Genomic DNA, 22,795 nt, shown 5'->3' with positions numbered 1-22,795 from the left:
AAATTGGCATGTGTCAGAATTGTTTACCATCCAGCGAAAACCGTAAGCCTGCAACCATCCAGATCTGTCGGACTGTATTTATATCATGAAATTGTAACGCCGGTCAATTAATGGCTGCCACATAACATTGGGGGTGCTTCTATTTGAGTTTTAAATCTGCGGGGAATTCAATTTTGAAGGTTGTTCCATGACCTGCTTTGATCTCTATTCTGCCTCCAATTTGCCTGCTCAGCGCATTTATTAGCTGAAGGCCAAGGGTTTCAGGATTTTCCAGGTTAATTTCAGGTACTCCCACACCATTGTCTGAAACTGATAGGGTGTAAAATTCTTCCCCTGGAAGCAGTTCTATCTTTATTTCACCTTTTCCCTCCGGGAATGCGTGTTTTACACAGTTTGATACGATTTCTGTAAGTATAAGGGCCAGGGAGACTGCTGTTTCAATGCTGAGCTCTATGTTCTCCATTTTGATGTCTGTCTTTATATCTCCCCCCATGACACCATAACTATAAAGGATTTCAGGCACCATGCCCTCGGTATAGTTTTTGAAGTTGATCTTAGCAAGGTTCTCCGATTCATAGAGCTGTTTATGTATTCTTGCCATTGAATTCACGCGGTTCTGGACTTCTCTAAGGTTTTCTATCGTTTTTTCATCAGTTATGCCGTGTGCCTGGAGGCTTATGAGACTTGAGACAACCTGGAGGTTATTCTTTACCCTGTGATGGATTTCTCGAAGAAGTGTCTCCTTCTCATCCAGGAGTTCTTTTAATCTCTTCTGCGCCCTCTTCTGTTCTGTGATGTCTATACCCGACGCTACTATTTTTTCTGTGCCCGGGATCCTGCCATATGTTCCGAAGATATTCCTGATATTACCGCATCCATCAATGATCCTGAATTCAAGTCTTTCAAGTATGTTTTCAGGGCTAATTTTCCCCTCAGGTACTACAGACATCCTGTCTTCTTCCAGAATGAAGTCTGTGCAGAGTTTACCCTCAAGATCATCCCTTGAGTAACCACTGATCCTCTCAGCTTCTTTATTAACCATTGATATGGTGCCATCTTCCTCAAGGATCAGGACCGGGATCAAGGTGTTCTCAAAGAGTGATTTATAGTAAGATTCTGACTTCCTCAAAGCATCCTCGGTCTTCAGCTTCTCTGTGATATCCCTTGTGATCCCATGGATTCTGGTTATGTTTCCTTCAGAATCCCTCAGGGCGCTGGCGGTCATTAGGACCCTTACTATTTTCCCATCACATCTCCTGAAGTCCACACGATAATCCTTAACGAAACCCTTCTCTTCAAGGAGGGTCAGGAATTGTTCCCTGTCCTGCGGGTTCAAGTAGAATTCTCCTGTGGTCCTGGAGCGTAGTTCATCCTCAGTGCAGCCCAGCAACTCAAGGGTTGCCTGATTGAACTCAATGAATCTTCCCTGTGATATTATGGCTACTGCGTCCTTGGTGGTCTCAAAGAACAGGCGGAACTTTTCCTCACTCTCCCTGAGAGATTCCTCAATAATCTTGGTCTTAGTTATATCCCTTAAAGAGATCAGTCCCGCTGTTCTACCATTATATACGATTTTTTTACCGGCTGCGGATAGCTAGATTTCTCTACCATCCGCTGTTATAGCACGGAACTCATTAATCTCCTGCAAATCCTCCTCAAACATGTCCTTCAGGGCTATCCTTTCAGCCCTTTCCCTGTCCTCTGGATGGACAAAGTCAAAGACGTTGACCCCTGAAACATCATGGATTGAACCGACCCCGAATAAATCAGCGGCTGATTGATTGAACAAGAGGACGTTCATTTCTTTATCAATGATGATAAGGCCATCCATAAGATTATCCAGCACCGTCAGCAAAGTCTCATAATCTTCAGACATCCAGACACCCGCCTGTGTGAATCATTTACTGAAAATAATGGGGAATTCCCTCTCCATTATATATTCTCTATTTATATTAAATGTGGAAATATTAAACTATATCATGGCACCATAAAAAACACCACCCCAAGACCAGCAAATCTTAGATCATGCAAGGTTTGCATGCAGCCTCCTTCTGCCATTGGGATACCACATCTCTCTGGAAGATCTGCATGTATGGCAACCCCAAATCACCCTTTATTTTCCTCCCATTATTATGGATTAGGTTCACTCCGAACAAGTTAAATATTATGGCCTATAAATCTGGACCTAGTTAGATGTTAATCTGTTATTTTACAAGTCTTTGAAGGTGATTGTCATTAAAATCATTATTCTTGCTGCAGGTACCGGAAGCAGACTGGGACACGGAATACCCAAGGCCATGGTGGAACTGGACAACTCCACAACCATAATGGACCAGCAACTCGAAAACATAAAAAAAGCAACCGGAACAGAAAACATAAGGGTCGTCCTGGGATACAAGGGCAGCCTAATAGAAGAAAAACACCCTGAACTCGAATACCTCTACAACCCACGCTACAGAGAAACAAACACATCAAAAAGCCTACTCATAGGCCTCGAAGACCTTGACGAAGACGTCATCTGGATGAACGGCGACGTGGTCTTCGACCCTGAAATACTCAGAACACTCCACCAGAAAAAGGGCAACCACATATGCGTCGACAACAAAAGAGTCGGAGAAGAAGAAGTCAAATACAACCTCACAGATGACGGATACATAAAAGAACTCTCAAAAACCGTCCAGAACCCCCTCGGAGAAGCCGTGGGAATAAACAGAGTCTCCAGGGAAACACTGCCCGTCCTCAGGGAAGCCCTGAATGAGTGCCACGACCAGGACTACTTCGAACGGGGCGTCGAAATAATCATCGAAAGGGGTGAAAGATTCAAACCCCTCAACATAGGAAACATGTTCTGCATCGAAGTAGACTTCCCCGAAGACCTCGAAACAGCAAGAAAATACTACATGGAGCATAAAGAATGAAAACAGCAGTAATAGGCGCGGGAAGCTTCGGAACAGCCATCTCACAGATCCTCGCAGACAATTCAGAAGAAGTATACCTCTTCGCACGAAGACCCGAGGTCGTGGAATCCATAAACAGGGACCATGAAAACAGAGCCTACCACCCGGGCGTTAAACTCAAAGGGAACATAAAGGCAGTTCACATGGAAAGAAAGGACCTCATCGAAGAATCAGACTACATCTTCATGGCGGTCCCATCAGGAAACCTCCGAGAGATAACAAGATCCATGAGGGACGCGCTGAAGAATAAAAAGATGATATCCTGCATAAAAGGGATAGAACACCCATCCCTCAAACCCATGTCCATGGTTATGAAGGAAGAAACAGGTTCAGAGACTGTATTCAGCATATCAGGACCCAACTTCGCCGATGAACTCATAAGGGGCATGACATCAGGGATAACCATAGGTGCACCGGCCAGTTACCATGATGAGATCACAGAACTCCTCAGATCAGCCGGAGTGCTACTCGACTACTCAGAGAACATCCAGGGAGTTGAATTCTGCGGTATACTTAAAAACGTGTACGCGGTGGCCATGGGGATACTTGACGGGCAGATCACAGGAGAAAACCATCGATACGCAATTCTAACAATCTGTTTCAGGGAGATGATCAGGATACTTGACAGGATGGGTTACGGGGAACTTTATGATAAGTTCTGCGGCTTCGGTGATTTTCTTCTCACGGCATCCACCGACAAGAGCCGTAACAGGACCCTGGGTCTCATGCTGGGTAAGAAGATGAGGCTGAGTGAAGACTCAACAATAACCATTGAGAGCCTCAGATCCATAAAGGCCATAAGGGAACTGACAGATGACCTTGAACTACCCGTCCTTGAACTGGTCCACCGGACCATGGATGACCCTGAAAACGTTAACATCCATATAAGGGACTTCCAGAAGGCGATTGCAGTCTATTGATAAGTGATTGGATGAATCCCAGGGATATAGTTGCGAAGCTGAGGTCTGAGGAGTACCGTGCATTGGCTGAGAACTTCCTCTCCCTTTCAACCCTCCAGGTCCTTGTGTATGTCATCCCCCTTATAACGCTCCCCTACCTTACCAGGGTCCTGGGTGTTGCGAATTATGGTCTTGTGAATTTTGCCATCGCCTTTAACACCTACTTCCAGATACTGACTGATTACGGGTTCGGGCTTTCTGCTGTCAGGGAGATCTCGGTTAACAGGGACGACCCTGAAAGGGTTTCTGAGATCTTCAGTTCGGTGATGATAATAAAGGGTGTTCTCACGGTTGTGAGCTTCAGCATGCTCCTGGGTATCATAATGACTGTTCCGAGGTTCTCGGCTAACTGGGTGATCTATGTATTTGCCTTTGGTCTTGTGGTTGGGAGCACCCTATCACCCATGTGGTTCTATCAGGGGATGGAGAGGATGAAGTATATAACTCTCCTGAATGTCCTCACAAACCTTATCTTCCTTGCAACAATATTCATTTTCATCAGGGGGCCCTCTGATTATCTCTATGTGCCTCTCCTGCAGTCCCTTGGGACCATAACCGCTGGTTTGATCTCCCTGTGGATTATAAGGACAAGGTTTAATGTCAGGTTTCATCTGCCTCCTTGGGGTGTTATATGGGAGATCTTCAGGGACAGTACACAGTTTTTCCTTTCAAGGGCTTCTGTTTCGATTTACACCAGCAGTAACTCGTTCTTTCTGGGATTATTTGCTGGTAACGCTACTGTGGGTTATTATTCGGCTGCTGAGAAACTCTATACTGCTGCTCAGGGTCTTTACAGTCCCCTGCTGCAGGTGACGTATCCCTACATGGCCAAGACCCGGAACAAGGCGTTCCACAGGAAGGTTCTCAGGTACTCCATGATTCTGAACACCGTGCTCTGCACTTTTATAATAATATTCGCTCCCCATATAATCAGGCTTCTCTTCGGGGCCGGTTACATGCCAAGTGCCGGTGTCCTTAGGCTTCTTGCAGTTGCCCTGATGGTTGTTATACCATCAATACTCCTTGGGTACCCATTCCTCGCGGTCCTGGGACAGCAGAGGTATGCCAACGGTAGTGTTGTGGTGGGTTCACTGATTCACCTTGCCATGCTCCTTGCAGTGGCACCCTTCATGAGCATATACATTGTGGCACTGCTGGTTATAATCACAGAAACCATCGTGCTCAGCATCAGGGTCTACGGAATAAAAAAACACGACCTGTGGTAACCCGGCACAAAAAAAGGAGAACAGGAGCACACCCCCTGGAAATAATAAACCTTCACTGAAAACATCACTCCCCATCCTCACCCTGAAAGACGAGCCTATAGACCCTTTCTGATGATCTATCATCCCTGTAATGGTTCACCAGTTCATTGATCGTTCTCCTCTCCCCCGCATAATACTGGGGGTCATTCAGGGATCTTTCAAGTTCATCAAGGAATTCCCTGAAGGTCCTCACCTTGGGTCCGGGCGTCCAGAACTCGAAGGGTTCAAGGACGAAGCTTCGTGTTCTGGCGTATTCTTCAAGGTCAGATACCGCAAATATTATGGGTCTGTCCAGGAGGAGGAAATCGAAGTAGATGGATGAATAATCCGTTACAAGGACATCGACACCTGCAAGGATGTCGTTGATGTCCAGCATCTCATCCTTGAGCATCTCTGTCCTAAGCAACGCCACGTTTTCCATTTCATCCAGGAACTTCTCTGCAAACTTCTCTTCCGCCGGGTGGAACTTTACAAGGAGGAGGACATTGTTCTCAGTGAGGAATCCTGAGAGTGCTTCCGGGTTGAAGTCAGGGAAGTTCAGGTTGTGTGATAACATATCGCCATCAGAGAGAAAATCAGATTTCCTGAAGGTCGGGGCGAAGAGAACAACCTTACTGTATGACTCCGTGTCGATTCCCGGTATCTCAGGTGGTTCCCTGAAGAGCTTATCGTTCCTTGGCTGTCCGGTTACATGTATCCTCCTGGCGTCCTGGTTGAAGCAGGCTGCAAGGGCGTTCCGCATTATGGTTGATGTTGCAATCATGTAATAGTTCTCATCAGAGAACCTCACGGGATCAGTGAAGTCCCTCCCTGTGGTCTCTGCATAGGCCATGGCCTTGAGGGGCATGCCATGCCAGAGGTTAACGTACCTCTGTGACGGGACACGGATTTCAGCCATGCGGCCGTGTGTGGATACTAGGGTGCCTGCCCTGAGAATCCTGAGGAGCGCCCTGATTGAATCACGCTTCACCTGATTGAATTCAGGGTGCCTTTCCGGTTCATCAGCAATCCATAACGCCTCAAATTCACCCCGTGAGTCCATGAACTCAAAGAGGGCCATGCTGTTCCCTGTAAAATCAGGGGCGCTGTCAAATACAACCAGTCTCCTGTTCTTGGGTATAATATAATTGATAATCTTTAATATCCTCTGAAGAATCAGATCATCCTCCTATTACTGATGACTCTCCCATACGACCTGTTACGTTACTTACCACTAAATGACTCCATCTGGCATGATATCAGTTACTTTATCTAGGATTCATATAAAATCATTTACCAAACTCAGGGAAGTGGTATGATGAAAAGAGTTGCCATGATAATCCCCTTCGACACATCCATAAAAGGAGGGGTTGTGAGGGCTGTTAAATCCCAGGAAGTCGTCTACAGGATTCTGGGGGCTGAAGTTGAAACATTCTACGCATCCCATCTTGATGATGTTAACCTTGCAGATTATGATCTTATCCATGTCCATGGACCTCTGAAGTTAGGTGGTATCCTGAAGGTAAGGAGGAGCGGTGTACCTGCAATTCTCACAATACACGGATGGGTTCTTCAGGAGGCATTGACAGCCTTAAAGACAGATCCGGGAGGAAACATCCACTACATCTTCAAAATCATTAACTGGATCCTTCACAGGTTGATCTTCATAAGGTTCATCTACAGGGACAGGGTTACAACTGTTTCTGAGATAACAAAAAAGAAGAACCGTCTCAGGGCGACCGTCATACCCAACGCCCTCATCACTGATGAGATTGAAGGTAAGGTGAGCGAGTGCCCGGACCTCCAGGGTGATGGTGTCACAGCAGTCACCTATACGAGTATAGGCGGTTCAAAGGTTCTGAGCATCCAGAGGCTCGCGGAGGTAATATCAGAGGTTAACAGGAAGGCAGGGTGCAGGATCAGGCTTCTTGTCTTCGGGGAGTCCCCTGAAATTGAGGATGACTGCATAGAGTTTATGGGTTACCGTGATGACTTCCTCTGCCATGTCAGATCAGCGGATATCATGCTCCTGGGCTATGATATGAGTGAACTTGGCTACGCGGTTCTGGAGGCAGGTTACCTGGGAGTTCCGGTTGCAAAGTTCAGGGGAGAGTTCGAGGAACTCCAAGACGATGTTCATGGTATAATAGCTGAAGATGATAGTGAAATGATAGAAAAGTTAATAAGGTTTATTGAAAACCCATCAAAGGGCCCTGTGTGGGGTGAGAAACTTAAAGAGCATATAACTGAAACCCGGGACCCCCTGAGGATTGCTGATAAATGGGCCATGTTCCTGGGAGACATTATGAAATAGCCACGGGATTCATAGAAGTAATGACTTCCTTGAAAAACTCACCTGAACTGGAAATCATCAAGGAGAGACTCCCACAAACCCCTTATTTTCTCCCATCTGAAATCATTCATCCTGGATGAGGCCCTCCTAGAGTAGCATTCGATCATGGAGGGGTCCTGAAGTATTCTCCGGAGTGCCTGGATCCAGACCTTTTCGGGTTCTGTGAGTTTGTCACCGGCCTCCACTTCATCCCTGAAGACCGGGAGGAGCACACCGTAAGCTGCAAATTCAGCCCTGGATGTTTCAATATCAGGGTCGGTGCCAGGAGCCAGTATCTCTCTTGTACCCCCACAGTCTGATGCCACCACAGGAAGAAAGACTGACATGGCCTCCATTATGGCCATGGGGAGGGCCTCCCTTAATGATGTCAGAACAAAAAGCTTTGAACGTGAAAAAAACCTGTAAGGATTCTTCTGGAAACCAAGGAAATAAACCTGAAAGTCCCCTGAATCAGGGGCATCATGACAAACCTTAAGTCCGAGTTCCCTGGAGAATTTCAGAAGGGAATCCCTGAGTTCTCCATCACCAAGTATAACAAGTTTCAGGTCAGGGAAATCATCCAGGAGCTCCCTGAATATTCTCAGAAGATACCTCTGTCCCTTTGCATGGGTGAGTCTGCCTGCATTTATAATTACAGGATCTTTAAAGATTTCATGGTAGCCTTCAAGGTCTTCAGAGGCCATTCTTTCTATCTCCTCCACAGGTACCGGATTAGGTATAACCCTTATAAGTTCAGGGTCTATGCTGAAGTTCCTTACAAGGTCTGAAGCTGATTTTTCAGATACAGGGACAATAAGGTCTGCCCTGGAATAGAGGAGCTTTATGAGGAACTTCACCAGTTTCCCGTAGATGTCCTGGAGATTCTCATTCCTTGAAAGGAGGGTGTGGTGGCTGATGATCACCCCTTCATCCCCTGCTGTTAGAATGTTCTGTATACTCATGGCCTCAGAAAATGAGATCATCACATCAGTTTTAAGCATCCTCCTGAGTTTCCTCAAAGCGGTTAAGCGTTTTAGGAAGAGCATTATCCTTTCAGGGAAGCTCTGATTCACCATGGCTGGTTTAACATCCAGCATGTGGAGTTTGCCCTCATAATTCTGCATGGGCGTGTGTCTGTAGCCGGTTATGATGTGGACCTCATGTGAGAGCTGATCCAGCATGATGGAGAGCTGGGCAGCGGCCCTCGCCATTCCAGTATCATCCAGTGAAGGTATAAGTATCCCTATGCGCATTTTTAACCCCACACAAGCCTGTATACCCTTTCCGATGATCTATCATCCCTGTAATGGTTCACCAGTTCATTGATCGTTCTCCTCTCCCCCGCATAATACTGGGGGTCATTCAGGGATCTTTCAAGTTCATCAAGGAATTCCCTGAAGGTCCTCACCTTGGGTCCGGGCGTCCAGAACTCGAAGGGTTCAAGGACGAAGCTTCGTGTTCTGGCGTATTCTTCAAGGTCAGATACCGCAAATATTATGGGTCTGTCCAGGAGGAGGAAATCGAAGTAGATGGATGAATAATCTGTTACAAGGACATCGACACCTGCAAGGACGTCATAGATGTCAGCTGATGGTTCAAGAACCCTTATGTTGTCTCCTGTGGGGATCCGAACTCCCCTATCAAGGGGGTGGAGTTTCACGAGGAAACATAATCCCCTCTCCCTGAGAAAGTCCTGTAGTTTCTCTTCAGTGTAGTCTGGAAGACTGAATATGGATGCATCGGTACCTGTGTCCCTGTAGGTTGGTGTGTAGAGTATAACACCATTAAATTCCGTCTTTTCCTCAGGTGTCCTGAAGAGTTTATCGTTCCTTGGCTGTCCGGTTATGTGTATCCTCCTGGCGTCCTGGTTGAAGCAGGCTGCAAGGGCGTTCCGCATTATGGTTGATGTTGCAATCATGTAATAGTTCTCATCATCCACTCCCTGGAGGAGCAGAACAGGTTTCCCAGCGGGCTCTGTATACCCCATGGCCTTGAGGGGCATGCCATGCCAGAGGTTCACAAAAACCTGATTTCCAGCCCTTATAAGCAGATGGTGACCATGGGATGTTACTATGTACCTTGACCTGAAGAACTGCCAGATCTCAGATGGTGTATTCCTGATATACTGGGGTTCCTCAAAATCCTTATGGATACTGTCAACCACCCACACAAACCGGTAATCCTCTCCAAGTTCCTTCATGTAACTGTAAAGGTAGAATGGGTTATCAGAAATATCAGGTATGCTCTCAAAGAGTATCTGGTTTTCCCTTTTAGGTATGATTCTGTTTATAAGCCTTATAATTGAATTCAGAACCCTTCCCAGTCCTGAATTAATCAGGAACTCTGCAATGGAATTGGATGATAACATTCTGTTCCTCCTGATTACTGGTGAAAACTTTATAAAGACTGTTCCTTCTAACTAGAGTATACCACCTCATTTTATTATAGGATTGTGGGCGGATGAACATCTACAGCACCCTTTCAATACTGGCATTCGTACTTTACCTTATCATCGGCACCTACCCCCTTAGGAAGGAGCGGGGAAACCTCCAGTGGAGTTTCTTTCTTATTTCCATTGCAATGGCCCTCTGGGCTGTTAGTCCCGCGGTCATGGATGCTTTAACTGAACCGGGACATGCCATCATGATCTATACTCTCTCAGGGATCGGTTTATGTCTTCTACCGGCACTGTTTCTTAACTTCGCCCTTGTACTCTCTGCCGGTGACAGGAGGATGGATAAGGCCGGATCCCTCATAATAATACCCCCCATCATCATCCTCTTCATCATAATCAGCAGTTCAATGATAACACCTGCAGTGTCCATGGTCAATGGAGTCTGGCAAATTGAAATAATCAGGAACCGTCCCCTGGAGCTCCTCCTTCAGATCTACATTTTCGGGTACTTCGGATCAGGCATAACCCTCATATGGAACCATGCAAGGACGGCCCCCCTCTACCATGAGAGAAAGATTTCAACCATCATATTCATGACATCCTCCCTCAGCCTCATCGGAGGGTGGATCCTGAGCTCCTTCCTACCCTCACTGGACATGCAGACCGTTAATCTGGCAGGGCAGCTGATAGGCCTTGCAGGCATATCCGGCATGGTAACCCTCACGCCCCCTGTCATCAGCCCTTCCCTTGCAGGTGAAAGCATAATCGACAAGGTCACGGACCTCGTCATCCTCCTTGACCCTGAGGGGAGGGTGACACGTATTAATTACCGGGCGGAGGCTGAACTTGGAATCCATGCCGGTGAGGACTGGAGGAGATTCACAGCAGAGGACCACCAGGAAATCCTTGAGGTCGAATTGGAGTATGTGAAGGATGCCTCAAGGCATGTGAAGGGTGACTATCATCATGAACCTGTCCTGATTGACTACGTCACCCCGGGGGGTGAGAGGATCCCTGTCAAGTTATTCATATCCCTCATAAAGGAGGGCCCTGACCCTGTGGGCTACTCACTGGTTGCCCAGGACCAGAGGTACACCAGGAGGCTGATGAACAGGATAGAGAAAACCGAGAGGTCCGAGGAGGTCGCCAGGAGGCGTCTGGATGAGTTCAGGGTCCTTAATGAGATACTGAAGGATATAAATCATAGCAGGACCCCTGAGGATCTCTTCAGGACCATAATGAAACTTGCAGGGGAGTACCTTGGACTTCCAGGGGGCTGGGTCTACATCCATGATGGAAACGAACCCATCATTTCAGGGGAGGGGTCCCTTCCCCTTGACCCGTCAGAGGTCCTCAAGGAGCTGGGGGATCAGAGCGTGGCACTGGTGGATGGCTTCACGGTCGCCGCCCTGAGGCACGGTGATGAGACCCTGGGATTCATGCTGTTCCCTGGTCAGAAAACCAATGAGTATGATATCAGGCTCCTTGAGGCCATGGGGACCGAGGCTTCATCAACCCTCAAGAGGCTGTTCTACCAGGAGAAGCTTGTATCATCCCTGGAGGAGAAGGAGCTACTCCTGAGGGAGATCCACCACAGGGTAAAGAACAACCTTCAGGTCGTATCAAGCCTCCTGAACCTTCAGAGCAGCTACATTGACAACCCGAAGGTGGTTGAGGCCCTTAAGGACAGCCAGGGGAGGGTTATGAGTATGTCCATGATCCATGAGAAGCTCTACCGTTCAGGGAACCTCTCAGACATTGATGTGGGGGGTTACATCCAGGGACTTGTAAGGAGCATCATGCTCTCCTACCAGAAACCCGGGCAGAGGATCAGGCTGAACTTTGACATCGATGACGTGAAACTGAACCTTGACACCATAATGCCCCTGGGGCTCATGGTGAATGAACTTGTAACCAACGCCTTCAAGTACGCCTTCCCTGATGGCGGGGACGGGGAGGTTACCGTGAGACTCAAGGAGAGAGATGGGAGGTTCATTTTAACGGTTGCAGATGATGGTGTGGGGCTGCCCGAGGACTTCAGCATGGACAGCCTCACAAGCCTGGGGATGCTCCTTGTCAAGAACCTCACAAGGCAGCTTGACGGCAGACTGGATTACAGGTCCGGTGACGGTGCCGAGTTCAGGATTGAGTTCTCTGAGGTCATATACAGGGAACGACTCTAATCTTTGCATCCTAACGGTCCTTAAGCCCCCCATGCCAGCATACCTCCCCCAGAGGAAGCGACTCTAATTTTACATCTTTACCGGGGGGTCCTGATAACCAGGGTACCAGGCAATTTTTTGAGTTCAACAATCCCCCATCTTTACCTGATTTCCCTAGAGATCAACTGGAAATCTAATATTAAATCAGGGACATAGTAATTGGTTGCAGGGTTTTTCTCCTGCAACTGGAGGCGATAGTATATCCCGTGGTATGCAACTGCTGTGCGTGCTCTTCGCATGCATGGTGTTAATCAATACCGGAGAGATCTATGCCCAGAACACACAAGGTGAAGAAGCTTTGCTTCCTGATAACACAGCACTGCAGAACTGCAGCATTGAAGATAGCACAGGAAAATCCCTGACCTGCAGATCCCAGGGAAATGTGTCAGGGGACCCCTCAGATGGGAATGCCCCTGGAAATGCGTCCCTGGACACTGCAGATGTGAATGTCCCTGTAAATGTCTCAGGGAACACCACCGAATCAGGGGTCCCGGTTTATGCGGCAGGACCCGTAGTTTCAGGGCCTGAAGTCGAGGATGCAGCGGTACGTGTCAACGCCTTCATAGCCAAGAACAAGCGCCTCCCCCTCACCGTTGAGGTGGGTGGACTGAAGGTGAACATGGCACAGTTCCTTCAGCTAATGAGCTCCTACCTGCATAACAGGAAACTGGAGATCAACAGTGTGGCTGTACCTGCAAACACATCAGGAACAAAACTTAAAGGCTCAATTACCCTCAAGGAATACCTTGAAGTTGCATCCAGGACACTTACAAATCCTGGAGTGCCCTGTGTCAGCTTCGGGGACCAGAAGATAAGATTCGAATCACTTGTGTGGCTATTTGCAAGGGCAATTAATTTTAAAGTAACAAATCAGCGCCTTCCAAATTATGTCAGTCTCGAAGCACTGAACAACGTTTTACCGGCAACACCTTCCAGTAACAATTCCGGCAGCAGTGACGCTGCCAGTGCCAATTCAGGGTTCACAAGGGACCAGATACTCCTCGCGGCGAGATCAGTGAAGAATTACATCGAACAGTATCAGAGTCTACCCGGGTATGTGCAGGTGGCAAACCAGAGGCTTGGTATAGCCCAGTTCCTGCATCTGATGGTTAAATGCCTCAACCAGATCAACACGGGGAAGAACACCCCGATAGCACCGGTAAATGCCGGTGAGGCAACAAACCCTGCAGGCGGCGCTTCAGGTACACTTACAAGGAACGAGTACCTGAGGATAGTGTCAGATGTTCAGGGGTTCATGGAGAAGAACCTCAGAGCCCCAAACTATGCAGGATCAAGTAAAGGTAGAATCTCGTATGGGAGCCTTATATACACAGTTTCAAGGGTTCTTAACTTCTACAGCATCAACAGAAGACTCCCCAACACAGTTACGGTAACAGAACTGGCCTCATCACTGAAGAAAAGGCCTGAAAATGATCCCTACAACGGTGAGAGCACGGCAAGGTACCTTGCAGAGACAGCAAACTGCCAAGTGGGCAGCGAGGAGATAAGGGCGCTTGCAGCGAACATCACCAGCGGACTTACCTCGGCACTCTCAAGGGCAACCGCGATCTTCAGCTGGGTCAGGGACAACGTGAACTACAGCTTCTACTACAACACAAGGTACGGTGCCCTGGGAACACTCAAAAACCGGTCAGGTAACTGTGTGGACCACACACACCTCCTGGTGGCACTTGCAAGGGCCTCAGGGATACCTGCCAGGTACGTCCACGGAACCTGTAACTTCACATCAGGTAACACCTATGGACATGTATGGGCCCAGCTCCTTGTAGGGGACACATGGTATGCTGCAGATGCAACCAGTTCAAGGAACAGCCTTGGAATTGTGAACAACTGGAACACTTCCAGCGCAGTGATAAAGGGCATATACGCGAGTTTACCATTTTAGAGGGTTTTAAACCCCTATTTATTTTTTTTAATGGAAATTTTTAAGTAAAGCCTGTGCAGATAGAGAACCAGGTGTTGATATGGATGTGCCGTTCATAAGGGAAATCGTCGTGATATTCAGCCTCTCACTCATCGTACTCCTCCTACTGCACAGGGCAAGGATACCCACTATACTGGGCTTCTTTGTAACCGGGGTGATAGCAGGTCCCTCGGTGCTGGGTGTGATATCCGCTGGCAGCATTGAGAGCCTGGCGGAACTCGGGGTTATACTCCTCCTCTTCACCATTGGACTTGAAATGAGCCCTGAAAGGTTCGGTGAGTTCCGGAGGACAGCCCTCATCGGGGGGACACTCCAGATAGGACTTACGGTGTCACTTGTCGCTGTTTTAACCCTGATTATTGGTTTCCCATTTAACAAGGCCCTCTTCCTAGGCTTCCTGATCTCTCTGAGCAGTACCGCTGTTGTACTGAAGGTCCTCCAGGACTTCCATGACACCGAGAGCCCCCATGGCCAGGCATCCCTGGGCATACTCATATTCCAGGACCTTGCAGCCGTGCCCATGATACTCACCATACCATTACTTGCCGGTGTATCGGCGGATCCATCATCGATAATGGGAACCCTACTTACAGGGGGCCTAGTGCTCGTGGGGACCCTTGCATCCTCAAGGTGGCTCGTGCCGAGACTCTTTGATGTTGTTGCAGAGACAAGGAACCGTGAGATGTTCCTCCTTACGGTGATACTTGTCTGCGCCACAGTGACATGGATCACCAGTGAAGCAGGCCTCTCACCTGCCCTAGGGGCCTTCCTGGCGGGCCTTATCGTTGCAAACACCGACTACGCCCACAGGGCCCAGGGGACCATCCTACCCTTCCAGGAGGTATTCCTGAGCTTCTTCTTCGTCTCACTGGGGATGCTCCTTGACCTTGGATTCTTCCTGAGCCACCTGCCCCTTATAGTCCTGGCGGTCCTGGGGGTGCTCCTCATAAAGCTCGCCCTCAACAGTTTCGTTGGCTTCATACTGGGCTACTCTGCAAGGATAGTTGTCCTTATAAGCCTGGTGCTTGCCCAGATCGGTGAGTTCTCCTTCATACTCTCGGAGTCAGGGCTAAAGTACGGGTTGATGGACACCCTGACCTTCCAGGCATTCCTATCGGTCTCACTTATAACCATGGCCCTGACGCCCTTCCTCATATCACTTTCACCGAGGATCTCTGAGAGGGTTGTAAGGTCACGTGTGCATCCGGTTATAAAGAACGGTCGAAGGTATGAGAAGCCCCGGCTGAAGCTCGAGGACCACCTCATCATTGTTGGTATGGGTATAACCGGGAGGAGGCTTGCTGACCTCTGCCAGGAGCATGGGATACCATACATAGGCCTTGATGTTAACCCTGAAGCCGTCAGGAAGGCAAGGGATGAGGGCCTCAACGTCTATTACGGTGACGGTACCCATATGAGCGTCCTGAGACACTTTAACGTCCCTGAGGCTGCTGTCATGGTGGTTGCCATTGCAGATTATCCCTCAACCGTCCATGCGATACATGAGGCCAGGGCCCTGAACGAGTCCATGAAGATCATAGCCCGTATAAGGGGATTTGAGAACACTGAGAACCTTTACACTGCCGGGGCTGACTTTGTGGTCTCTGAGAAGCGTGAGGCCACCAGGAGGATATCTGATGAGATATTCAGCTGTTATGGTGAGGTATGTGAACTTGAAGAATGATCATGGATGGCTGGGGATGATGCCTTGCCCTGGATCTACTTAAATCGGGATTACAATGGGGTTCATGGATTCAATCAGGGCTAATGGCATTCCTTTAACTGAAAAGGGGATTTGGTTAATTTAAAGTTCCTGGCAGTGAATAAAAAAAGTTCTAATATTGACTTGTTTGATTTTAAAAGCTCTTAAAGTGTCTTTTTTCAGGATTAGAACCACAATATTTATATAATATGCTCTTTTTAAGACTATAATGGGGTTATTTAAGCCCCGCTGGAGGCGGTAAAATTTCGAGAAAGTTGAATATTTTAACAGCCCTATTTCTGGCGCTAATCCTTATGGGCTCAAATATTTCATATGCCGTCGAACTCAATGAACCGGATGTTCAGGACCTCAACGGCACCGCAGATTCCAGTTCCATTAACGATACATGTGATGCAGAGAACAGCACCGACACCCCTAAGGGTGATGCAGAGAGCACCGAGGGTGGTGGGGTTGATTCGCCTGGAAGCAGCGCTGATGTTGCTGCAGGTGAAGCACCCCACGGAGCCCTCTGGGTGAAGGCCTATGATATGGGTAAGGTCGACTTCCAGGAACTCAAGGGTAAGGGTATAACCGATATCTTCCTTGAGCAGCTGGCCTTCAACGATGCAAGGTTCAGGTCAAACCTTACCTCATTCCTTGGAAACGCCTCAGCCAATGGTTTGAGGGTGAGCGTCTGGGTCATCTGCCTCAAGGACTCAAGCGGTAACTGGTTCGACCCCACAGGGAGATACGCCTACAACGTCACAACCACGCAGACCGTCACGGTACAGGAACCCTACAAGTACTACTATACAGTAACCGTCAGGAAACCCTATACGGTCACCGTAAAGCAGTGGTACAAGTCATGGTACAAGTACAGGGGTAAATGGAAGTACAAATGGAAGTACAGGTACGTTAAAAAGACCCTCTACAAGTACGTTAAGGAGACAAGATACACAGTAAAGTACAGGACCGTTACAAAGACCGTTAAAAGCGTTGAGACACGCTACGGATACAACACGACCCGTGCCCAGGAATTCATAGACAACCTCACACAGAGGGTGCTCGGATACACGGGCATCAGTGGTGTCGGGGGCGTGCACCTTGACTACATCAGATACCCTGGTAACGCATACCAGAGCCCAGGTGCAACAGAGGCCATAACCGGGATAGTTAAGAGGATAAGTGAAGCTGTTAAATCAGTTAACCCTGAATTTCTTCTATCAGCGGCCCTCATGCCCGAGAAGGGAGTCAACGCCTACTATTATGGTCAGGACTACACGAAACTCGCAGAGTACCTTGACGTCCTCATCCCGATGGCATACAAGGGCAACTACCGTGAAGGTTCATCATGGATAGAGAACGTCTCCGCCTACATCAAGAGTAAGAGCCTCAGTGCAGAGGTGTGGACAGGTCTTCAGACCTACAGGTCAGATGCTGATGTGACACCCATCCCTGCAGATGAACTCCTTGGAGATATTAACGCCGCCCTTCGTGGAGGGGCTGATGGCTACGCCCTCTTCAGGTACGGACTGATTGACAGGGAATTCCTTGGTGGAGTTCCAGCTGCAATAACAAAGCCGGTCGCTGACAATTCACTGACCTCATCCATGATCATGGACGCGGCCAGCAGGGTTAAGGCATTTGTGGAGTCAAATCACAGGCTCCCCAACTACGTCACCGTGGGGGAGATGCAGGTCACTCCTGGTGAATTCCTCTACATGCTGGCAGGGCTCATCAGCGGCAGGACCCCTGAGAGAGGGTCCTTCAGTGAAGCATCAGATATAAATCTCACGGCTTCAGGGACAATTCAGAAGGAGGAGTACCTGAGAATAGCCTCAGATGTCCTTAATTACATGTCATCAACAGGGAACGCACCATCAAGGATCTCATCAACTGCAGGGGACCTCAGCTTCAATGTCCTCCTCTACATCTTCTCAAAGATCGTCGCATTCCAGGAGGCCAACGGCAGACTGCCCAACTATGTGACGGTTGACAGTTCTGTTTTCTCAGGAAAGTACCTTGCAGCAACAGCAAACTGTCAGGTGGGCAGTCCTGAGATAAGGGCGCTTGCATCGAGCATCACTAAAGGACTTACATCGGCACTCTCAAAGGCAACCGCAATCTTCAACTGGGTCAGGGATAATATCAGTTACAGCTTCTACTACAACACAAGGTACGGTGCCCTGGGAACACTCAAAAACCGGTCAGGTAACTGTGTGGACATCACCCACCTCCTGGTGGCCCTTTCAAGGGCTGCAGGGATACAGGCGAGGTACGTCCATGCAGCATGCACCTTCATTTCAGGGAACACCTATGGACACGTCTGGGCCCAGCTCTATGTAAACGGTGCATGGGTAAACGCTGATGCATCAAGCAATATGAACTCCTTTGGAGTTATAAAGAACTGGAATAGCGCCAGTATAAAGGGGTACTATGAGGAACTACCATTCTAGTCTCCCCCCTTTTTTATTTTTTTAAATTTTAAGTGGTCCGTGAGCATCATATCCAGTTTATCGTTTTTCCACTGAATCCGTGGAGACCAGATAAATAAGCATACCTTATATTCTCATCCCCACACACAGATCACTGAGGACCAGATAAAACACACCATACCACATCTACTCTCATCCCCCACACACACAGATCACTGAAGACAGATCACTGAAACACTGAACTAAATCCTTCTCCTGTTACCAAAACCCATACACACAAGCAAGAATTAACAAACTAAATCCTCTTCCTGTATTTGAGTTCCCTGAACTCAAGGATCACCGCGGTGCCCTCATCTGATTCGAATCTGAGTTCACCGTCAAGCTGGTCTGCAAGGGCCTTCATGAGCGACATCCCCACACCCTCCCTGTACTCAGCCCCCAGGCCCGCGCCGTCATCGGTGACCGTGAGCCTCAGGAGCCCATCACCCTTCAGTTTCACCCTGATGTGGCCCCTGCCATCAGGGAACGCATGCCTGATTGAGTTGGTGACTGCCTCGTTTATAAGAAGTCCCAGGGGTATTGCGGTTTCTAGGTTCAGCCTGATATCTGTTTCAACACTGAACTCAACCCCATATTCATCGAAGGCTCCCCTCAGACGCTCTATCAGTCTTGTGATGAACGATTCCATGTCAACGCCTGTGAAGTCACCTGTGTCGTAGATGGTTTCATGGAGGATCGCCATTGCCCTCACACGGTTCTGGGCGTCCGTGAGGACAGATTTCACTGCTTCATCGGCACCTATTGACTGAATGTTAAGGAGGCTTATGATTATCTGGAGGTTGTTCTTTACCCTGTGGTGCACTTCACTGAGGAGGGCGTCCCTCTCAGTGAGGGCATCCTCAAGGGACCTCTGCGTCCTTATAAGGTCAGTTATGTCCGTGAGTGACACCATAGATCCCCTGAAATCTCCATCGGTGTACATGGGGATCATCCAGCCCATGTAGTAACAATCACCTATCCTTAGCCTTTCTATCATCAAGGGTTCCCTGTGGGATGGTTCAACAGGGATTTCATCCACCTCAAGCTCCTTCATGGCCCTGTTCCTGTAGATCATGTTTCCATCATGATCCAGGACAGCTATGGCCTCACCAAGGTTTTCAACAACATTCCTGAAGAACCTCCGGGCCTCGATGAGGGCCTCCTGGTACTTCACCTTCTTATCATCTATACCGCTGAGTTCCTCTGCAAGGAACACCACCGAGATGATGATGAGGGATGCCATCATACCCATCATGAAGATCACTCCGAAGCCGGGAAAGAGTGCAGGTTCGATTCTGAGGGTCAGGATGCCCAGGATGGTTATGCAGATTATCATGATGGGGAGTATGATCCTTGCAAGGCGTCCCTCACTGAAGGACCTGTGGAGGGGTGCCATCACACCATCCTCAGGGTAGAGGCTGAGTATGGCCGTGCATGAGAGTATGTGGAGTGTGGCCGTGTAGAAGGCCATCATGAAGTAGGTGCTGTAGACGCCCACTCCCCCGATGTACCCTGTGAAGACACAGTATGCCACCGAACCGCAGATAAGGGTCAGGATCTGGGGGAGTATGTACCTTGATGAGGCAAGGAGGATGAGTATCAGGCCGTAGGCAATGAAGATGATTGATGTTATGAACCTAGAGTTTACACCGTACTCCAGTGAACCGGTATCAAGGTAACCTGCAAGTGTGAGGGTGTAGAAGACCAGGAAGAAGACGCCTGCATAGACTGCAGGGAGTTTCACATCCCTTGAGAGCATGATAAGGGATGCTGCAAGGACCATGAAAATGACTGCTGTCACAGGCTGGACCGGAGCTGAACCCAGGACCTCACCCTTCATGAAGGTGTTTCCAAGGAACCAGCCGGCAAGGATAATGAGGGAGAAGATGATGATCAGAATTGAGACTAAAAATGACAGTCGCCTTGCAAAGGCCTCGGATTTTGAAACCAGAAAAATCACCCATACAGTGATATGTCAGCGGCGGTAATAATAATTTTTGATTTAAGAGGGGATTGATTATTAACTTTTATGGAAAAGGTTATATTGATCGTTCATCAGACTCTGCATCCGGGGGGATTGCAGTGAAGTCCTTTTTCTGTCCATTCTGCAGGGCCAATGTTGTGGCCGAGGTCCATGGAAACCAGAGGGCAAGGTTCTATTACATGGTATGCCCATCATGCGGTGCAAGGGTGTGCCTTGATACCGGCTGATGGCCTTATGCTGCTTTGACAGGATACTTTTATGAATTCCCACTGTAGCTGCATTCAGATGCCAGAACCATGCACCTGACTCCTGGAGATGATGCGCCCTTAACTTATATGGACCATTAGCCATAGATTAATTAAGGGTGATATCATTGAAGACCTGGACTTTGCTCCTCATCCTCCTGCTCCTCTCCCTGAACCATGTCAGCGGAGCCCCCTGGGATGATCAGGCCGTGGACTCCACCAGCTACGGGATCATCAGGGAGTCCCATGGTGAAGGGGATGGGAAGTACTGGATATTCCGGCCCTCAAGGCCCGGAAGGTACCCTGTTGTTGTATTCATACATGGCTGGGCAGCCACCGAGCCCCTCTTCTACATGGCATGGATAAGGCACCTTGTGGGGAGGGGTAACATCGTTGTCTACCCCAGGTACCAGAACCTCCTGGATACCGGTTCAGAGAACTTCACAGATAACAGTGCAGAGGCCCTCAAGGACGCCCTTATGAGGATCGGTAATGAATACAGCGGTGAACTCTTCCTTATAGGCCACTCTGCCGGGGGATCATAGCGGTGAACCTTGCATCAAGGGATGATCTCCCGGAACCAGGGGCTGTCCTTGCAGTCCAGCCGGGTGTGTCTGAGGAGGGGAGGAAGTTCGAGAACCTCACAGGAATCCCGCCCGGGACGCTGCTTGTCGTCATGGCTGGTGATGATGATAACATAACAGGGACCAGGGACTCCTACCTCATAATGGAGGAGACGCCCCAGATCCCCTCTGAGAGGAAGATGTTCCTCCTGGTCAGGTCAGACGGACCCCTAAGGGCGGATCACCTGTCACCCCTCGCGGTTTCGGATGAATTCGGGGTCCTGGTTGATAACCTTGACTACAGCGGATACTGGAAGGTCCTTGACATCCTCATAGAACTTGGAGGGGAGAACCGGACCCTCATGGATGTGGACATGGAGAGGATACAGGATATGGGTAACTGGAGCGACGGGAGGCCCGTGCAGAGGATGATCCTCCTCTACCGGCCGGGGGTCGGATGGATGATATGAAGGGGTCCATGGAAATGAAGAGATGGAAACTGCCCTGATTGGTAGGTATATTAGTTTAATACTATTAACTTGAGTCATGGAGGAATATTATGGACAGGAAGATCCCTATAATCGCAGCCCTTGTGGCTGTCCTCATAATAACACCGGTACTTGCAGTTGAAGTCTTTGATGAGGCCATATTCTCACAGATACCCTACAGTTACACGTCCTACACATCAATACCCGCCAACAAGCCGGGTGAGGGGTCACTGGGGGGCTACTATTCCATAAACGGTAGGGGAGGGACTTCAATTTCAGGATAGTCCTCCCGGGGGCAGAGAACTTTGACACCCATGAGGTTAACGGTACAAGGATATGCTACAATGAGAGCGGACTTACAGGGACCGGTCACATTGATGAAATTGACGTGACATGGAACACCATAACCTCCCTCCTGAGGGGCGACCTCAAGGGGGCCATGTTCCGGACCATGCTCAGGGGCACCTACAATATGACCTGCGCCGCGTGGACTGGCGGTGGAGCCTTTATAAATGATGGTGAGAAGTTCAGGGGCAACTTCACCATAAACGGGATTGAAACCTTCTTCGGGGGTAACTTCACCCTCCTCGAGGAGAACGGCCGCATGGTTATAAGGGCTGATTACATCTGGCACCCCCAGGGAAAACCCAGTGAGGCTAAAAGGGTCCGTAAGGACTTCTACATGTAGAAACTTTTTTTCTTTTTATCTGTCGGCGTAGTCAACTATGATCCTCTCTGAGCAGTTCTCCCTTATCACGGTGATATTAACATCCCTCCGGGCCTCAAGCATCAGGTTTATTTTAACGTCGGTCAGGTTCTCCTTCTCCACCCTCACCTCCCTGAGGGTTCCGTCAAGGGCCCCTGCAGATAAAAGGGAGAAGGCGAGTACCATGACGATGAGGAATGATAGGAGGGCCCACTCGCCGGCTGTCCCCGTCCTTATCCTGTTCTTCCTCCGGAGACAGTGGTAGGGTGTGTCCTTGAGGGGGTAGAGGAGGGGGCATCCGTAGACCGTGAAGAGGTCCATTATAATGTGGGATGTGATTCCAGCAAGTAGGGGTATCCCGTAGGCTGGGCTCTTCACTGCAAAGAGGAGAAGGGGTGGTAAAATGAGCAGCGAGTGTCCGATGCCCCTGTGTCTCCCTGTGAGGAAGTCCATGATGTCTGGGGTTACTGCTGATGCCCCGGCGAGGAGGGCCCCTGTGATCAGGCCTGATGCAGGGATCAGGGTGTTTATTATTATGAAGAGGAGAGCTCCTGCCACAATATGCGTCCTTGGCTTCAT

Annotated in this window: 20 protein-coding genes; 13 read left to right on the top strand and 7 right to left on the bottom strand. The window is 49.0% G+C overall.

Annotated features, from left to right (window positions below; all coding sequences use genetic code 11):
* Window positions 1–139: 139 nt before the first annotated feature.
* Window positions 140–1,435: a PAS domain S-box protein gene (locus tag FZP57_RS03640; protein ID WP_238338009.1), complete on the bottom strand. Its 1,296-nt coding sequence runs from the start codon at window positions 1,433–1,435 to the stop codon at window positions 140–142.
* Window positions 1,436–1,594: 159 nt separating this feature from the next.
* Entirely contained in the window at window positions 1,595–1,876 is a 282-nt protein-coding gene (locus FZP57_RS03635; RefSeq protein ID WP_074358818.1) for a PAS domain-containing protein, read from the bottom strand.
* Window positions 1,877–2,225: 349 nt separating this feature from the next.
* Between FZP57_RS03635 and FZP57_RS03630 the strand changes: the two genes are divergently transcribed.
* The 3 genes from FZP57_RS03630 to rfbX are packed head-to-tail and all read left to right on the top strand — an operon-like array spanning window position 2,226 to window position 5,142.
* Window positions 2,226–2,918, top strand: a complete 693-nt coding sequence (locus FZP57_RS03630) for an NTP transferase domain-containing protein (RefSeq protein WP_202879480.1) — start codon at window positions 2,226–2,228, stop codon at window positions 2,916–2,918.
* A complete protein-coding gene (locus tag FZP57_RS03625; RefSeq protein ID WP_191216499.1) occupies window positions 2,915–3,877 on the top strand; it encodes an NAD(P)H-dependent glycerol-3-phosphate dehydrogenase in 963 nt (320 codons plus the stop codon). The genes FZP57_RS03630 and FZP57_RS03625 overlap by 4 nt, the downstream gene beginning before the upstream one ends.
* An 11-nt stretch (window positions 3,878–3,888) precedes the next feature.
* On the top strand, window positions 3,889–5,142 hold the full coding sequence (gene rfbX / locus FZP57_RS03620; protein ID WP_191216498.1) for an oligosaccharide flippase family protein: 1,254 nt from the start codon (window positions 3,889–3,891) through the stop codon (window positions 5,140–5,142).
* Between the two features lie 64 nt (window positions 5,143–5,206).
* Here rfbX and FZP57_RS03615 read toward each other — a convergent pair whose 3' ends face one another.
* Window positions 5,207–6,337, bottom strand: coding sequence for a CDP-glycerol glycerophosphotransferase family protein (locus FZP57_RS03615; protein ID WP_370518343.1), 1,131 nt, complete (start codon window positions 6,335–6,337; stop codon window positions 5,207–5,209).
* A 138-nt stretch (window positions 6,338–6,475) separates the two neighbouring features.
* Here FZP57_RS03615 and FZP57_RS03610 point away from each other — a divergent pair, with 138 nt between their 5' ends.
* Window positions 6,476–7,474, top strand: a complete 999-nt coding sequence (locus FZP57_RS03610; protein WP_074358814.1) for a glycosyltransferase family 4 protein — start codon at window positions 6,476–6,478, stop codon at window positions 7,472–7,474.
* A 38-nt stretch (window positions 7,475–7,512) separates the two neighbouring features.
* Here the strand turns inward: FZP57_RS03610 and FZP57_RS03605 are convergent, their stop codons facing one another.
* Together FZP57_RS03605 and FZP57_RS03600 are read right to left on the bottom strand one after the other, a co-directional pair.
* A complete protein-coding gene (locus FZP57_RS03605) occupies window positions 7,513–8,745 on the bottom strand; it encodes a glycosyltransferase (protein WP_074358813.1) in 1,233 nt (410 codons plus the stop codon).
* 2 nt (window positions 8,746–8,747) lie between these two features.
* Window positions 8,748–9,860 (bottom strand): CDP-glycerol glycerophosphotransferase family protein, encoded by a 1,113-nt coding sequence (locus tag FZP57_RS03600; protein WP_191216497.1) that lies wholly within the window; start codon window positions 9,858–9,860, stop codon window positions 8,748–8,750.
* 92 nt (window positions 9,861–9,952) lie between these two features.
* Here FZP57_RS03600 and FZP57_RS03595 point away from each other — a divergent pair, with 92 nt between their 5' ends.
* The 4 genes from FZP57_RS03595 to FZP57_RS03580 all read left to right on the top strand — a co-directional run bounded on the left by FZP57_RS03595 (window position 9,953) and on the right by FZP57_RS03580 (window position 18,212).
* Entirely contained in the window at window positions 9,953–12,070 is a 2,118-nt protein-coding gene (locus tag FZP57_RS03595; RefSeq protein WP_191216496.1) for a histidine kinase dimerization/phosphoacceptor domain -containing protein, read from the top strand.
* Between the two features lie 337 nt (window positions 12,071–12,407).
* Window positions 12,408–14,015, top strand: coding sequence for a pseudomurein-binding repeat-containing protein (locus tag FZP57_RS03590; RefSeq protein ID WP_238337981.1), 1,608 nt, complete (start codon window positions 12,408–12,410; stop codon window positions 14,013–14,015).
* A gap of 79 nt (window positions 14,016–14,094) precedes the next feature.
* The gene (locus tag FZP57_RS03585; protein ID WP_074358809.1) at window positions 14,095–15,738 is read left to right on the top strand and encodes a cation:proton antiporter; all 1,644 of its coding nucleotides are present in this window, start codon (window positions 14,095–14,097) and stop codon (window positions 15,736–15,738) included.
* 332 nt (window positions 15,739–16,070) lie between these two features.
* Window positions 16,071–18,212, top strand: coding sequence for a pseudomurein-binding repeat-containing protein (locus FZP57_RS03580; RefSeq protein ID WP_191216494.1), 2,142 nt, complete (start codon window positions 16,071–16,073; stop codon window positions 18,210–18,212).
* Window positions 18,213–18,486: 274 nt separating this feature from the next.
* On the opposite strand, the gene FZP57_RS03575 is transcribed toward FZP57_RS03580, so the two are convergent.
* Window positions 18,487–20,190, bottom strand: a complete 1,704-nt coding sequence (locus FZP57_RS03575) for a sensor histidine kinase (protein WP_191216493.1) — start codon at window positions 20,188–20,190, stop codon at window positions 18,487–18,489.
* 122 nt (window positions 20,191–20,312) lie between these two features.
* Here FZP57_RS03575 and FZP57_RS09585 point away from each other — a divergent pair, with 122 nt between their 5' ends.
* From FZP57_RS09585 to FZP57_RS03555, 5 genes are all read left to right on the top strand, one after another.
* Window positions 20,313–20,441: a hypothetical protein gene (locus FZP57_RS09585; RefSeq protein ID WP_255477827.1), complete on the top strand. Its 129-nt coding sequence runs from the start codon at window positions 20,313–20,315 to the stop codon at window positions 20,439–20,441.
* A gap of 146 nt (window positions 20,442–20,587) precedes the next feature.
* Window positions 20,588–21,004, top strand: a complete 417-nt coding sequence (locus FZP57_RS03570) for a S9 family peptidase (RefSeq protein WP_191216492.1) — start codon at window positions 20,588–20,590, stop codon at window positions 21,002–21,004.
* 2 nt (window positions 21,005–21,006) lie between these two features.
* Window positions 21,007–21,492, top strand: coding sequence for a hypothetical protein (locus FZP57_RS03565; RefSeq protein ID WP_191216491.1), 486 nt, complete (start codon window positions 21,007–21,009; stop codon window positions 21,490–21,492).
* Window positions 21,493–21,581: 89 nt separating this feature from the next.
* Window positions 21,582–21,794: a hypothetical protein gene (locus tag FZP57_RS03560; RefSeq protein WP_191216490.1), complete on the top strand. Its 213-nt coding sequence runs from the start codon at window positions 21,582–21,584 to the stop codon at window positions 21,792–21,794.
* A 104-nt stretch (window positions 21,795–21,898) separates the two neighbouring features.
* Window positions 21,899–22,198, top strand: a complete 300-nt coding sequence (locus FZP57_RS03555; RefSeq protein WP_191216489.1) for a hypothetical protein — start codon at window positions 21,899–21,901, stop codon at window positions 22,196–22,198.
* Between the two features lie 15 nt (window positions 22,199–22,213).
* On the opposite strand, the gene FZP57_RS03550 is transcribed toward FZP57_RS03555, so the two are convergent.
* Window positions 22,214–22,795, bottom strand: coding sequence for a metal-dependent hydrolase (locus FZP57_RS03550; RefSeq protein WP_191216488.1), 582 nt, complete (start codon window positions 22,793–22,795; stop codon window positions 22,214–22,216).

This window comes from Methanothermobacter sp. THM-1 (assembly GCF_009914355.1).
In the GTDB taxonomy this organism is placed as follows: domain Archaea; phylum Methanobacteriota; class Methanobacteria; order Methanobacteriales; family Methanothermobacteraceae; genus Methanothermobacter; species Methanothermobacter wolfei.
The sequence above is the reverse complement of the archived record's forward strand: the minus strand, read 5'-3'. Positions and strand labels throughout refer to the sequence as shown.